Genomic DNA, 13,922 nt, shown 5'->3' on the forward strand with positions numbered 1-13,922 from the left:
CGGTCCAGTCGGCTTCGGCCTGGCCGCTCGACTCGCCGGAAACGTCGCCACTCCCCCCCTTCGATGGGACGACCATGCGCGACGGTCTCCCGTCTCGGCCAATCGGACTGGGAGGGGCCTCACCGGTCGGGACGGCCCCGGCCCTGCCAGACGAAACGAAGCCAATGCCGACCCTGCATCTCCTTTGGGGAGATCCCAAACGGAGTGTCCCTTTTGATTCAGGCGATGCGGTCTTCGGGTGGCTGTGGTTGGCTTGCCAACCACGGCGCCGACGAACTCGCCCCGGCCATCATCGGCCCGGCGTCGATGATTCTTGGCCCGGTGCCTCGCCGGCTACTCCCCCGGGATCGTGTTGCCGACGCCGTGGTTGGCAAGCCAACCACAGCCACCCGAGAACGCCCAGGCGATTGCCAAAATCAAAAGGCGACCCCTCCCAAACGAAGCCAACGCCGGCCGGCAGGTGCGGTCCCGGTGCCGAATCCAAACGAAGCCAACGGCCGCCCGATCGAGTCACCGTCCGGGGTTGCGGAGGGCCGCAAGACCCCGGCCACCCCTCGCTGATCCCCCGGTCATCGATGATGCGAAACGAAGCCAACGCGACGGATCCGGGCCGGATCGGGACGGGCAAAACGAAGCCATCGCCGGCCTCGCGGGGGAGGCCGACGATTGGTGTAATAGCTTGCTTGTTCGAGGTTTATGGGTGGCCCAGCCGGGCCCGGAGGGCGTCGAAGGTGGTGAGGGCGTCGCGGTCGAAGACGAACCGGGCGGGGAGGCCGACCACGCGGCTGGCGCCGAGGCCGAACAGGGCGCGGCGGCAGGGGGCGAGCTTCTTGGCCGACATCAGGGCGGTGACGCGCCAGCCGGGGCGGCCGGACTCGTCGGTGACGTCGCCGTGGACGAGGTGGCGGGCGCCTCGGTCGCGGAGGAGGTTGGCCACCGGGGCGATCCCCCCCTCGGCCGGGTTGCCCACGACCTCGACGTGGAGCATCCCCTCGGAGGCGCGGACGCCGTCCATCGCGTCGAGCAGGAGGGCGAGCGGGCCCTCGGGGCCCTCGTCGATCAGGCTCCGCAGGCTGGGGGCGTGGCCGATCAGGCAGGACGCGGAGTCCAGCACCGTGCCGCCCTCGATCTCGCGGAGCCGGTTGTCCTTGAGGGTCACGCCCGAGCTGGTCAGGTCGACGATCACGTCGGCGATGCCCAGCGTCGGGTGCAGTTCCAGGGCGCCGTCGGAGTCGATCAACTGATAATAATAGATGCCCCACTTCCGCAGGTAGGCCTGGGTGAGCGCGGGGTACTTGGTGGAGATCCGGAAGGTCTTGCCCGAATCCTTGAACTCGGCGGTCAGGTCGACGAGGTCGATGATGTGGGCGACGTCGATCCAGCTTTCCGGCACGGCGACCACCAGGCGGCAGCCGCCATAGCCCAGGTCGTCGACGACCACGCAGGCCTGTTCGGCCTCGGCGGCGCGCTCGGCGAACAGGTCCATGCCGGTCACGCCCAGGTGGCACCGGCCCTCCTGGACCTGGGTCACGATGTCGGTCGGCCGCATGAACACGACGTGGAACCGGGGGTGGCCGGAGATCGTCGCCTCGTACTGGCGGTCGCTGGCGCGGCGGACCTTGTAGCCGGCCGTCTTGAGGATCTCCACGACCCCCTCGTACAGGTGCCCCTTGGACGGGACCGCCAGGCGAATCGGGTCGACGGGGGTCCGGGCGGCGGTCTGGGCGGATTGGGAGGCGGTCACGGCTTCGATTCCCCGGCGGTGGTCGCGAACAGGCGGATCAGGTCTTCGGGGCCCACCGGCACGGCGGTCCCGGCCTCGGGGTCGTGGAGCGTCAGCGAGCCCTGGCCCGGCTCGCCGGCCGCGACCTCCACGCGGAGGCGGTCGGCGGCGTCGGCGTCCAGGATCACCCGGACCCCCGAGCTGCGGAGGCGGGTGGCCAGCCGGATCGCGGCGGGGTTGGCCTCGGGCGTCCCGGCGACGATCCGGAGCGACTCGCGGGACGGCCGGGCGATCGACCGGCCCTGGGCGCGGACCACGGCATGAAGCCGCTCCAGGCCGAAGGCGAAGCCGACGCCCCGGTCGTCCTGGCTCCCGCCCAGGACCCGGGCCAGGCCGTCGTACCGGCCGCCGCCGCAGACCTCGACCGGCCCGCCCGGCGTGGGGGCGGTGATCTCGAAGATCATCCGCGAATAGAACCCGATCCCCCGGCCGAAGCCGAGGTCCAGCTCGATCCGGCCCGGGTCGATCCCGTGGTCGCCCAGGGACTGGACCAGCGCCCGGAGCGCGGCCACCGAACGCGGGGCCTCGCTGGCGTGGTCGCGGGCCAGGCGGTCGACCACCTCGACGGCCGGGCCCTTCAGGGCCGACAACCCCCGGATCTGGTCGCGGACCCGGTCCAGGACGCTCCCCAGCCCTTTACCCAGCTCCCACTTGCGCCGGAGGCGATGGATGATCTCATGGCCCGAACGGCGGCCGGTGACGACCGGGACCAGGGTCCGGAACAGGCGGTCGACGCCGCCGTCGTCGGCCGCGTCGATGGCCAGGGGCGGCTCCTCCCCCTGCCCCGCCCGGTCGAGCCAGGCGGTGAAGTGGTCCAGCCCGCGCTCCAGGGAGCCGACGTCGTGCCCCTCGGCGGCGGCCTCGCTGAGCATCTCGACCAACGCGGTGCGGGCGGCCGGGGGCAGGCCCGACCGGGACAGCACCTCCAGGATCAGGCCGACGTGGCCCAGGCGGATCGTCGCCCCCTGCACCCCGGCCTCGGCCAGGGACCAGGCGGCCAGCCAGATCACCTCGGCGTCGGCCACCGGGCCGGCGTCGCCCAGGCGCTCGACCCCGACCTGGCGGAACTCGCGGAGCCGGTCGGCCCGGCCCGACGACTCGCGGCGGAAGGCGGTCCCGGCGTGGCTGACCCGCCACGGCAAGGGTCCGTCGCCCCGGCGGTCGGCATAGGCCCGGACGATCCCGGCGGTCAGCTCGGGGCGGAGGCAGACCCGGCCGGCGGCGTCGCCGTCCAGCTCGAACAGCTTGCCGACGATCCCGGCGCCGCTCTTGCGCTCGTGGAGGGTGACGTATTCGAGGGTCGGTGTGCGGAGCCGGTCGTAGCCGGCGCGGCCGAACCGTTCGAGCATCAGCGCCTGGAGCGCCGCGAGGTCGGCGAAGTCGTCGGGCAGCCAGTCGGCCGTCCCCTTGACCCGGGGGATGGGCGTCTCGGAGACGTCCGCCGGCGGGTCGATCATCCTGGTCATCAAACCGTCCCTTTCGCGTCGCCGAGCTTGCCGGAAACCGTGCTTTCCAACTGGGCCCACGGGATCGCCTTGATCTCCTCGCGGGTGGCCAGGTCCCTGAGATTGAAGGTCTGGGCGTCCTGCTCGGTCGGGCCGACGATCACCGCCAGCCGATGCCCGCGCGAGGTGCCGTACTGGAGCTGCTTGCCCGCCTGGATGGCGTCGGGATAAACCTCGGCGCCGACGCCGGAGGCCCTCAGCCGAGAGGCCAGGGCGACCGCGTGGCGGGGGTTCGCCCCCGGGAAGTTGACCACCAGGACCGGCACGGTGGTCGAGGCCCCCTTGCCCCGCCCGGTCTCGTCGAGCAGGGCCAGCAGCCGGTCGAGGCCGATCGACGCCCCGACGCCGGGCAACGCCTGGGCGGTGAACAGGCCGGTGAGGTTGTCGTACCGGCCGCCCGAGGCCACGCTGCCGAAGGTTTCCCAGCCGTCCACGGTGGTCTCGAAGACGACCCCGGTGTAATAGTCCAGGCCCCTTGCCAGGCCGAGGTCGACCTTGAGCCGGTCGGCCGGCACGCCCGAGGCGTCCAGCAGGTCGAAGACCGCCCGGAGGTTGCCGATCCCGCCGGCGGCACGCGGGTCCGAGCCCAGCAGGGTCTCGGCCGCCTGCAAGACCTCGATCCCGCCCCGGCCCGCCTCGACGAAGTCCAGCACCCGGGCGGCCTGGTCGGCGGAGAGGGCCCCTTCGGGATCCTCGGCCCCCTTGCGCTGGAGCTCGTCGGCGACCTTGTCGCGGCCGATCTTGGCCAGCTTGTCGAGCGCCCTCAGGACCGGGCCCGAACGGCCTTCCAGGCCCAGGCTGGCCAGCAACCCATCCAGGATCCGGCGGTTGTTGATGGCGATGGTGAACGGCGGGACGTCGATGGCACTCAGGGCGGCGTGGATGACCTGGGCGGTCTCGGCGTCGGCCAGGGGGCTCTCGGTGCCCACCGTGTCGAAGTCGCACTGGACGAACTCGCGGAACCGCCCCTTGGCCGGGCGCTCGCCCCGGAACACCGAGCCGATGGCGTACCGCTTGAACGGCCGGCCCAGCTCGTTGATGTGCTTGCTGACGAACCGGGCGAACGGGACGGTGAGGTCGAACCGGAGCGCGAGCTTGCCGGCCTCGCCCCCCTTGTTGGTGACTTCGAAGATCTGCCGCAGGACCTCGTCCGACCCGGCCCCCTTGCCGGCCAGGACGTCCATGCGCTCGATGTGCGGGGTCTCGATCGGCACGAAGCCGAACCCGGAGAAGGTCTTGCGGAAGGTCGCCAGGGTGGCCTCGCGCGGGATCATCGCCGAGGGGGGGATGTCTCGCAGCCCGCTGGCCACGCGGGGGTCGATCATGGGAGAGGCGTCCTTCGATGCGTGCGAATCCGGCCGGATCGATGCCGGCCCAACATGATACCAGCCCGAGGCTTCGCCGTCCCGGACGGGATGGGTCCCCTGATTCCGGCGGTCGGACGTCCGGGTGGCTGTGGTTGGCCTGCCAACCACGGTCGAGTGACGCCGCGATCAGGAATCGTCCGCGCCGGGATCGAGTCGTCGGCGCCGTGGTTGGCAAGCCAACCACAGCCACCCAGGACTCCAGGCCCACCATGATAACAGGCCCGGGCTCCGGCGTCCCGGGCCAAGCGGCGCGGGATCGGGTGCGTCGCCGACCGCGACCGGCTAGCATGGGGGGACACGGATCGGGCTCGTTCGGTTCTGCATCTCCACGGAGGCTCCACCATGCTGGCGATCATCCTCGGCTCCGCGCTGGTCGCGGGGATGCCCGCGACCCCGACCTTGCCGAGCATCGCGGCCAGCGACTTCGACGCCTGGTATCGCGCGGCGGAGGCGAAGACGCTGGTCATCCCGCCGGAGGTCGAGCGGCGGGCCAGGGCGTTCCGCTACGTCTTCGTGGCCGGGTTCCGCAACGAGAAGATCCGGGGCTACTTCGCCCAGAACACCGCCGAGCTGGTGCGGCACGGGATCCCCCGCAAGCGGATCCACGTCATCAACCCGAGTTCGAGCCGCGACGACGAGGCGAACGCGGCCGAGGTGGCCGGGCAGGTCGCCGAGATCGCCGGGGAGGGGCCCGAGCGGCTGGTGATCATCGCCCACAGCCGGGGGGCCTGCGATGCCCTCCGGTTCGCGCTGGGGCATCCCGAGTTCGTCGCCGAGCGGGTCGAGGCCCTGTTCCTGGTCCAGGGCCCGTTCGGCGGGTCGGAGGCGGCGGCGCACGCGGTGGGGCTGGGCACGGCGATGGATCGGAAGATGCCCTGGCGGGCGAGGATCGTTGCCCACCTCGCGGGCAAGGTGATTCGCGCCACCACCAAGGGGCCGAGCCGGGCCGTCCTGGGCGGGCTGGCCCCGGGCCCGGCGTGGTCCCGGTGGGAGGAGCAGCTCGCCCTGCACCCCGACGCCTTCGCCCGGGTCGGGCGCCGGACCTTCTACATCACCTCGGAGATCGAGCCGGACCGGCTCCGCCTCGCCCGCCGGGCGATCGCCCGGTACCTCAAGACCTACCACGGCCCCAGCGACGGCATGGTGATGGTGGCCGACCAGTCGGTGCCCGGCCTGGGGACGGTGCTCGCCACGGTCGAGGCCGGCCACGCCGACCTGACCCAGAGGTTCCCGGCGGCCCGGGGCCAGCGACGCCTGCGGCGGGCCCTGATCGACGGGATCCTGATGGGCGTGGGGGGCGGGTCCGCCTGCCGGTGACGCCCCTCGATCAGGGGGCGAACTCCGCGGCGATCCGGACGGTCTGGACGTGGATGTCGACGGTGTCGTCCACGTCGGTCCCGTAGCCGCCGGCCATCGCGATGGCCACGGGCAGGCCCGCCCCGCGGAGCCGCGACAGGACCAGCCGGTCGCGCTCCGCCAGCCCCGCCTTGGTCACGGCCAGCCGGCCCAGGCGATCGCCGACGAAGGGGTCGGCCCCGGCCAGGTAGATGGCCAGGTCGGCCCCGGCCCGGTCCAGGGCCAGTTCGAGCCCGGGCGCGAGGGCGTTGAGATAGGCGTCGTCGTCGGCGGCGTCGGGCAGTTCGACGTCGAGGTCGCTGGACTGCTTGCGCATCGGGTAGTTGCGGGCGCCGTGGATCGAGAAGGTGAAGACGGTCGGGTCGTCGGCGAAGATCGACGCCGTGCCGTCCCCCTGGTGGACGTCGCAATCGACGATCAGCACCCGCAGGGCCAGCCCTTCGTCCTGGAGGGCCCGCGCCGCCGTGGCCGCGTCGTTGAAGACGCAGTAGCCGGCCCCGTGGTCGCGGTAGGCGTGGTGGGTGCCGCCCGCCAGGTTGACGCTGATCCCCTCGTCCAGGGCCCGCAAGCAGGCCTCGACGGTCGCCCCGCTGGATCTCCGCGACCGCTCGACCAGCTCCGGCGACCAGGGGAAGCCGATCTCGCGGACCTCGGCGGCGGACAGGGTGCCGTCCATGACCCGGCGGAGGTAGGCCGGGTCGTGGGCCCGCGCCAGCTCATCGAGCGAGGCGACGCGGGGGATCAGGATGTCGTCGGCGGCGACGATCCCCTCGCCGACGACCCGGTCGCGGAGCCGGGCGTACTTGGCCATCGGGAACCGATGCCAGTCGGGCAAGGGGATCGGGAATCGGTCGGACGAGTAGACTTTCACCCGCGTCCCCGCCTCGTCATTTGCGTTTTGGGTGGCCGACCGCGTAGCCGTAGGGGGTCGGCCAGGTCGTCTGCTGGCCCCGGAGGGCCTCCTCGGCCTCGACCGTCCAGTAGGGGTTACGGAGCAGCTCCCGGCCGAGGAAGACCAGGTCGGCGGCCCCCGAGGCCACGATCTCCTCGGCCTGGCGGGGGTCGGTGATCATCCCGACGGCCCCGGTGCCGACCCCGGTCTCGCGGCGGATCGTCGCGGCGAACGGGACCTGGTAGCCGGGCGCCGTCGGGATCTTCGCGTGGGGCACCAGCGCCCCCGAGGAGACGTCGATCAGCTTCACCCCGGCCGCGCACAACGCCCGGCCGAACTCCACCGACTGCTCCAGGTCCCAGCCGCCGTCGGCCCAGTCGGTCGCCGAGATCCGGACGAACAGCGGGTCGGATTCCGGGATCAGCTCGCGGACGGCCCGGACCACCCGGAGCGGGAACCGCATCCGGTTCTCCAGCGACCCGCCGTACTGGTCGGTCCTCCGGTTGCTCAGGGGCGAGAGGAACGAGTGGAGCAGGTAGCCGTGGGCGGCGTGGATCTCGATGATCCGGAAGCCGGCGGTGCGGGCCCGGCGGGTGGCCGCCGCGAACGCCTCGACGACGGCGTCCAGGCCCGCCTCGTCGAGTTCGATCGGGGCCGGCTCCCCCTCGCGGAACGGGATCGGGCTCGGCCCGACCACGTCCCAGGCGCCGTCCTCGGGCCTCGTCAGCCGCTTGCCGCCGAGCCAGGGGGCCTCGCAGCTGCCCTTGCGGCCGGCGTGGGCGATCTGGATGCCGGGGACCGTGCCCTGGCTTTCCATGAAGCGGGCGATCCGGGCCAGGGGCTCGATGTGGCGGTCGTCCCAGATCCCCATGTCGCCGGGGGTGATCCGGCCGTCGGCGGTCACGGCGGTGGCCTCGACGAGGATCAACCCCGCCCCGCCCACGGCCCGGCTCCCCAGGTGGACCAGGTGCCAGTCGTTGGCCATCCCGTCCTCGGCCCAGTACTGGCACATCGGCGACATGACGACCCGGTTGCGGAAGGTCACCCCCTCGATGGTCAGCGGCGTGAACAGGTCGACCTGCGGGAGCGGCCGATCGGCCGGGATCTCCGGAGGGCAGCCGACCCGGACGGTGAGCGGGGGCGGGTTCTCGGCCCGGCGGAGCGGTTGTTCATTCATCAAAGATTCCCACATCTGGTCGAGGGATGCCCCGTGCCCGTCCCGGCACCCGGGCGGCCATCCCTCGGGACGCCGATTTCAACCCCGATTCTAGCGGGAAGGTCCAGCCCCCTCCCGGCCGCCTCGTGCCGCCGGCTCACGCCTTGACGGCCCGCGAGCTGGCGCGGGCGGAGGGCACGTCGGCCAGGATCCGCTCCAGGTTGTCGAAGTCGAGCGGCTTGACCAGGTGGTGGTCGAAGCCCGCCTCGCTCGACCGCCGGAAGTCCTCCTCGCGGCCATAGCCGGTCATCGCCACCAGCAGGATCTCCCGGCCTTCGGGGAGCCCGCGCAGCTCGCCGGCGACCGAGTATCCGTCCCGGCCCGGCAGGCCGATGTCGAGCAGGACGACCTGGGGGCGGAACTCGGCGACGGCCTCGATCGCGTCGGTCCCGTTGTGGACCACGCGGGTCTCGTGATCCCAGATCTGGATCACCATGGCCAGGCTCTCGGCCGCGTGGACGTTGTCGTCGACCACCAGGACCCGGGTCGGCCGGTGCACCGGGGCCGGGCCGGCCACGCGATCGGCCCGGGCGCCCGCCTCGATCTGGATGTCGGGGATCGGCAGGCGGACCGTGAACTCGCTGCCCTGCCCCGTCCCGTCGCTCCTGGCGACGACCTCGCCGCCGTGCATCTGGACCAGGTTGCGGACCAGGGTCAGCCCGATCCCCAGGCCCCCCTGGGACCGGTCGAGCGAGCGTTCGGCCTGCGAGAATAGGTCGAAGACGCGGGTCAGCATCTCGGGGGCGATCCCCACCCCGTTGTCGCGGACGGCCAGGCTCACGCAGCCGTCCTCGCGGGCGACGTCCATCGCGATCGACCCGCCGGTCTCGGTGTACTTCGACGCGTTGTTCAGCAGGTTGACGATCACCTGCTCCATCCGGGTCGGGTCGGCCTCCATCCGGATCGGCCCGTCGGGCAGGGTCAGGCTGAACGTCTGGCGGCGGTGGTCGAAGGTGTTCCGCAGGTCCTCGACCGCCGTGGACGCGATCGCGGCGAGGTCGATGGTCTCGGTCCGCAGCTGGATCTTGCCGCGGGTGATCCGCGACACGTCGAGCAGGTCGTCCACCAGCCGGCAGAGGTGGCGGACCTGGCGCTCGATCATCTCCCGCATCCGCTCGCCGCTCTGCCGGTCCCCATCGCGCAACTTGAGGAGGTGGACGGCGTTGAGGATGATCGACAGCGGGTTGCGGAGTTCGTGGGCGAGCATCGCCAGGAACTCGTCCTTGCGGAGGTCCGCCTCGCGCGTCTCGCCGTAGAGCTTCTCCAGCTCGACCCGCTGCGATTCCAGCTCCCGATGCGTCTCCACCTTGGCGATGGCGTCGGCCACCGTCTGGAGCAGGATCTCCGGGGTGAAGTGGCCCTTGACCAGGTAGTCGTGGGCCCCGCTCTTGAGGGCCAGGACGGCCACCGCCTCCTCGCCCCGCCCGGTCAGCATCACGATCGGGAACGGGGCGTGGCCCGCGCCCCCGGTCAGTTCCGAAAGGAACTCCAGGCCGTTGAGGTCGGGCAGGTCGTAGTCCAGGAGCACGCAATCGGGCCGGAACTGGCGGCAGGCCGCCAGCCCGTTCAGGCCGGTGGACTCTTCCGAGAAGACATGGGCGATCTCGCGGTCCTTGCCCAGGTAGCGGCGCACGGTCTCGCGATCCTCGGGGCTGTCATCGATGATCAGGACCCGGCGCTCCCTTGAACCCATGACCTTCATACCCCAGTTGCTCTTGGCGAGGGCGGATGCATCATCCCCGATTCGGCTTCCCCGGAGGCCCAACCAAAGGTCCCCCGGATCGCGTATTCGATCGGGATGATCGCCTCTTATGAATTTTCCATGCCGTTCGCTCCCAAATCAATCAACCGCCCATATTTTCGGTTCTCCGGGCCGATCTCCGGGCCGCCCGTCGCGGGTTCGGCGGATCCCTGGCCGGGGCCTCCTCGCCGGCCGGGGCGTGGATCGGGATGCCATCCCCCTGACACGCGAAAAGGCAGGATCCCCGATCATTTTCGGAGATCCTGCCTCGATTGTTCAACCGATTTCTGCGGTCCACCGGGCGGGGCCGGTCGGGGAGAATGTCAGGCCTGGACCTTGAGCTTGAGCCGGTCGGCGAACCCGAGCCGCTTGACCGCGAACGCCTTCACCACGGATTTCGGATGCTGATAGCCGATCACGCGGCGGATCCCCTTGCCCTTGCCCGACTTCGGGGCCTGGAACGAGTCGCCGTAACCGGACAGCGTCCCGATGGAGATGAATTCGAGCTCGTGCTCCGACTCGTCGGCCACCAACCGCGCCTGGCCCTTGACCCGGACCTTCCCCAGCGCCGAGCCGCCGCCGCCCTGGTCGGGCTGATTGGCGACGGTGGTGCTGGGCAGGGGCATGGGGTAGTTGGCCATGTTCCCCATGTTGATGGTCAGGGCATAGCCGCCCGCGCCGGTGGGGGCCCCGGCGCCCGCGAGGGTCCGGACGTAGTAGACGGTGTTCGGCGTGGCATTCGAGATGCTGGCCGAGACGTTGGCCCCGGTGGCCGAGCTGGGGGCGGAGGCCTGGACCAGCGCGCCGCCGGCGGCGTTATAGATCTGGACCCGGGGGCTCAGCAGGCTCCGCCCGGCCGCCTGCACGGTCGCCGTGAAGGTCGAGCTGGCGTTGGCCGGGGTCGTCACCTTGTACCAGTGCCCATCCGAGGCGTTGGTGATGTTCAGGTCCCACAGCATCACCTGGTTGAGGTAGCTGTTGAAGTTGGGGGCGGTGTCGTAGGCCGTGGCCCGGGTCGAGTTCCCGCCCCAGGAGGTGGTCCAGTCCGGCGTCCGGCCGCCCCAGATCGACTGGATCCCGGCGACGTCGTCGGTCGTCAGGGACTGCCGGAGCCCCTGATAATAGGTGGCCATGGTCGCGGTCTGGATGCTGGAATGGCCGAGGCCGAGCGAGTGGCCGAACTCGTGGATGGCGACCGTCTGGAGGTCGTAATCGGAGTTGATCTGCCAGAGCTGGTTGGTGTTGTAGAGCTGGTCGCCGGCCAGGGGCCCGCCGTTGATCGGCGGCGGCGAGAACGTCCAGGCCAGCGTCCCGCTCGACTGGGCATAGCCGCCGATCCGGATGTCCCCGAAGTTGGGGTCGCCCTGCTGATAGCTCCCGGTGCCCAGGGGCGCCCCGTTGTCCGGGACCTGGACCAGGTTCACCCCGGCCGAATACTGCCAGTCTGCCGCGGCCGCGGCGAAGGCGGCCGTCCAGGCGGCCCGGCCGAAGCGGGCGTCCATAGTCGAGATCAGGTTGCTGGTCGGGCCACCCAGGCTGGTGCCGTCGGGGATGAAACTATAGGTGATCCGCGTCCCATGGGTGAACTTGCCGCCGATGGCGGCATACATCAGGAGCCGGCCTTCAAGACCCTCGATGCACGGCCGGGCCGAACGCGAAGGCTTGGCCCGATGGGGGGCGCGCGGGCTGGTCATCGGTACTCGCATGGATGTACCTCAGGAAGGGGCCGAATTGTGCGTGTCCTGGTGGGATCGCGGCCCGGGGATGGCCGCAACGAAGGCCAGTATCGGCAAAGTTTGGAGGGGTGGCAATCAGACTTTAGCTCACGTCTGAGTATGAATTGGCGTTAGGTCAGGGGATGGGTGGTTTGGTTCATGTTCGTTCGCTTCGGTGCACTTCGGGCGAACGAAACGATGCTCGCCGTTGACCTGCGTCATCAATCGTGTTGACACGACGCCACACGGTCCGGTTGCGCGCCCCGGGGCGGCCCCGGCGGGCGTCCGGAGGCCGGGCGCATCGTGCCTTTCGAGGCGTCGGGGTGCCTTCCGGCGCGGGCCGCCTATGATACCTGCGGGCATTCTTCGGCCGGCCGATGCCCGGCCGGGCCAGCGGAGAGGAGTCGGCGAACTTTGGCGAATCAGTCAGCAAGATCGAGCCGGACGCGTTTCGAGGCCTATCGATCGGCGCGGGGGCGGGGCGACCGGCCCGCCGCGCCGGGCTCGGGCCCGGCGGATGCCGGCCGGAAGGGGCCGCGGCACCGGTCGTTGTTCCGACTCTACGGGGCTCTGGTTGGGCTGCTGGAAGGGCAACGGCTGGCGATCGCGATCGGGCTGGCCCTGGTCTCGGCCTCGACGGCCCTCCGGCTGGTGCCGCCGGCCGCGACCAAACTGGTCATCGACCACGTCCTGCTCGGCCGCGCGATCCCGGAGGGACTGCCGGCTTGGCTCCCCCTGCCCGCCTCGCCCCGGGGGCGGCTGGTGGCCCTGGTCGGGGTGGTCATGACCGTCGCGGTGGTCGGGACGGTGCTCGGCCTCTGGAGCCGATGGCTGGCCACCCGCGCCAACAAGAGGGTCCAGGTGGCGGTGCGCCGGCGGGTCTTCGAACACGCCAGCCGCCTGCCGCTCCACCGCGTCTATGAGTTGAAGGCCGGGGGCGCCGCCAGCCTCCTGCGCGAGGATGCGGGGGGGATCGGCGAGCTGATCTTCAGCATGCTCTACAACCCCTGGCGGGCGATCGTCCAGCTGGCGGGCGGGCTGCTGATCCTGGCCTGGGTGGACTGGCGGTTCCTGTTGGTGGCCCTCGTGATCGCGCCCGGGGCCGTGCTGTCCGACCGGATGTGGAACAAGAGGCTTCGGCCGATCTATCGCGACGTCCGCAAGCAGAGGCAGGAGATCGACGCCCGCGCCGCCGAGTCGTTCGGCGGGGTGCGGGTCGTCCGGGCCTTCGGCCGCCAGAAGCGCGAGACGGCCCGGTTCGTGGGCGAGAACCACTTCATGGCCCGCCAGGAGGTCTACGCCTGGTGGTGGTCGCGGATCGTCGAGGTGATCTGGGACCTGTTCCTCCCCGCCGCTTCGGCCGCCCTGCTCCTGTTCGGCGGCCTCAGCGTGCTGGACGGGCGGCTCTCTTTGGGCGACCTCATGATGTTCCTGGTCTACCTGGCGATGCTGCTGGAGCCCCTGGCAGTGCTGGCCACCAGCGCCACCCAGTTGCAGAACAACCTGTCCGGCTTCGACCGCGTGCTCGACCTCCTGGATGAGCCCCGCGAGATGGCCTCGCGTCCCGGGGCGATCGCCATCGCCAAGGAGGATGTCGCCGGCCGGATCACCCTGGACCAGGTTTCGTTCACCTATCCGGGGAACGATGAGACGGTGATCCGGGACGTGAGCCTCGACGTGGCCCCGGGCGAGGTGATCGCCTTCGTCGGCCGCAGCGGCGCCGGCAAGACGACCCTGTGCAACCTGATCGCCCGGTTCCACGACCCGTCCTCGGGGTCGATCCGCCTGGACGGCATCGACCTCCGCGACATCGAGGTGGAGAGCTACCGCCGCCTGCTGGGGATCGTCGAACAGGACGTCTTCCTGTTCGACGGGACGATCGCCGACAACATCGCCTACGCGGCCAAGTCCCCGACCCGCGATCAGGTCGTCCACGCGGCGCGAGTGGCCAACGCCGACCGCTTCATCGAGTCGTTCCCGGACGGTTATGACACCCTGATCGGCGAGCGCGGGGTCCGCCTCAGCGGCGGGCAGAGGCAGCGCCTGGCGATCGCCCGCGCGGTGTTGGCCGACCCCAAGATCTTCATCCTCGACGAGGCGACCAGCAACCTCGACAGCGAGAGCGAGTCCCTGATCCGCCGCGCCCTGGAGACCCTGATGCGTGGCCGGACCTCGTTCGTGATCGCCCACCGGCTCAGCACGATCCGGTCCGCGGACCGGATCGCGGTGGTCGACGACGGGGCGATCGTGGAGATCGGCACCCACGCCGAACTCCTCGCCCGCGACGGCCTCTACCGCGACATGACCGAACTCCAGCGGATCGAGGCCGACTGACGCAGGACTCTCG

The 13,922-nt window shown here is 71.1% G+C and carries 9 protein-coding genes; 2 read left to right on the forward strand and 7 right to left on the reverse strand.

The window, feature by feature from the left end:
- Positions 1–694 precede the first annotated feature (694 nt).
- Genes hisG through hisS form a run of 3 tightly spaced genes read right to left on the reverse strand, consistent with a single transcriptional unit; the run spans position 695 to position 4,613 of the window.
- Positions 695–1,744 (reverse strand): ATP phosphoribosyltransferase, encoded by a 1,050-nt coding sequence (gene hisG, locus TA3x_RS01745; protein WP_435018377.1) that lies wholly within the window; start codon positions 1,742–1,744, stop codon positions 695–697.
- Positions 1,741–3,249 carry a histidine--tRNA ligase gene (locus tag TA3x_RS01750; protein ID WP_435018378.1) on the reverse strand — a complete coding sequence of 503 codons (1,509 nt, stop codon included), beginning with the start codon at positions 3,247–3,249 and terminating at the stop codon, positions 1,741–1,743. The genes hisG and TA3x_RS01750 overlap by 4 nt, the downstream gene beginning before the upstream one ends.
- Positions 3,249–4,613 carry a histidine--tRNA ligase gene (gene hisS / locus TA3x_RS01755; protein ID WP_435018379.1) on the reverse strand — a complete coding sequence of 455 codons (1,365 nt, stop codon included), beginning with the start codon at positions 4,611–4,613 and terminating at the stop codon, positions 3,249–3,251. Before hisS ends, TA3x_RS01750 begins: the two co-directional genes overlap by 1 nt.
- 384 nt (positions 4,614–4,997) lie before the next feature.
- Between hisS and TA3x_RS01760 the strand changes: the two genes are divergently transcribed.
- The gene (locus TA3x_RS01760; protein ID WP_435018380.1) at positions 4,998–5,972 is read left to right on the forward strand and encodes a hypothetical protein; all 975 of its coding nucleotides are present in this window, start codon (positions 4,998–5,000) and stop codon (positions 5,970–5,972) included.
- A gap of 10 nt (positions 5,973–5,982) precedes the next feature.
- Here TA3x_RS01760 and TA3x_RS01765 read toward each other — a convergent pair whose 3' ends face one another.
- The 4 genes from TA3x_RS01765 to TA3x_RS01780 all read right to left on the reverse strand — a co-directional run bounded on the left by TA3x_RS01765 (position 5,983) and on the right by TA3x_RS01780 (position 11,554).
- Positions 5,983–6,882 carry a histone deacetylase family protein gene (locus TA3x_RS01765; RefSeq protein WP_435018381.1) on the reverse strand — a complete coding sequence of 300 codons (900 nt, stop codon included), beginning with the start codon at positions 6,880–6,882 and terminating at the stop codon, positions 5,983–5,985.
- Positions 6,883–6,898: 16 nt separating this feature from the next.
- Positions 6,899–8,080, reverse strand: coding sequence for an NADH:flavin oxidoreductase/NADH oxidase (locus TA3x_RS01770; RefSeq protein ID WP_435018382.1), 1,182 nt, complete (start codon positions 8,078–8,080; stop codon positions 6,899–6,901).
- A gap of 136 nt (positions 8,081–8,216) precedes the next feature.
- On the reverse strand, positions 8,217–9,812 hold the full coding sequence (locus tag TA3x_RS01775) for a response regulator (RefSeq protein ID WP_435018383.1): 1,596 nt from the start codon (positions 9,810–9,812) through the stop codon (positions 8,217–8,219).
- Between the two features lie 371 nt (positions 9,813–10,183).
- Positions 10,184–11,554, reverse strand: a complete 1,371-nt coding sequence (locus tag TA3x_RS01780; RefSeq protein WP_435018384.1) for a matrixin family metalloprotease — start codon at positions 11,552–11,554, stop codon at positions 10,184–10,186.
- 435 nt (positions 11,555–11,989) lie between these two features.
- Between TA3x_RS01780 and TA3x_RS01785 the strand changes: the two genes are divergently transcribed.
- Positions 11,990–13,909, forward strand: a complete 1,920-nt coding sequence (locus TA3x_RS01785; protein ID WP_435018385.1) for an ABC transporter ATP-binding protein — start codon at positions 11,990–11,992, stop codon at positions 13,907–13,909.
- Positions 13,910–13,922 lie beyond the last annotated feature (13 nt).

This window comes from Tundrisphaera macrotermitis, assembly GCF_051175315.1.
In the GTDB taxonomy this organism is placed as follows: Bacteria; Planctomycetota; Planctomycetia; order Isosphaerales; family Isosphaeraceae; genus Tundrisphaera.

Bases quoted from the DNA above. Each gene is read 5' to 3' on its own strand.
- TA3x_RS01750 (WP_435018378.1), bottom strand. From the start codon at position 3,249: ATGACCAGGATGATCGACCCGCCGGCGGACGTCTCCGAGACGCCCATC.
- hisS (WP_435018379.1), bottom strand. From the start codon at position 4,613: ATGATCGACCCCCGCGTGGCCAGCGGGCTGCGAGACATCCCCCCCTCG.
- TA3x_RS01760 (WP_435018380.1), top strand. From the start codon at position 4,998: ATGCTGGCGATCATCCTCGGCTCCGCGCTGGTCGCGGGGATGCCCGCG.
- TA3x_RS01770 (WP_435018382.1), bottom strand. From the start codon at position 8,080: ATGAATGAACAACCGCTCCGCCGGGCCGAGAACCCGCCCCCGCTCACC.
- TA3x_RS01775 (WP_435018383.1), bottom strand. From the start codon at position 9,812: ATGGGTTCAAGGGAGCGCCGGGTCCTGATCATCGATGACAGCCCCGAG.
- TA3x_RS01780 (WP_435018384.1), bottom strand. From the start codon at position 11,554: ATGACCAGCCCGCGCGCCCCCCATCGGGCCAAGCCTTCGCGTTCGGCC.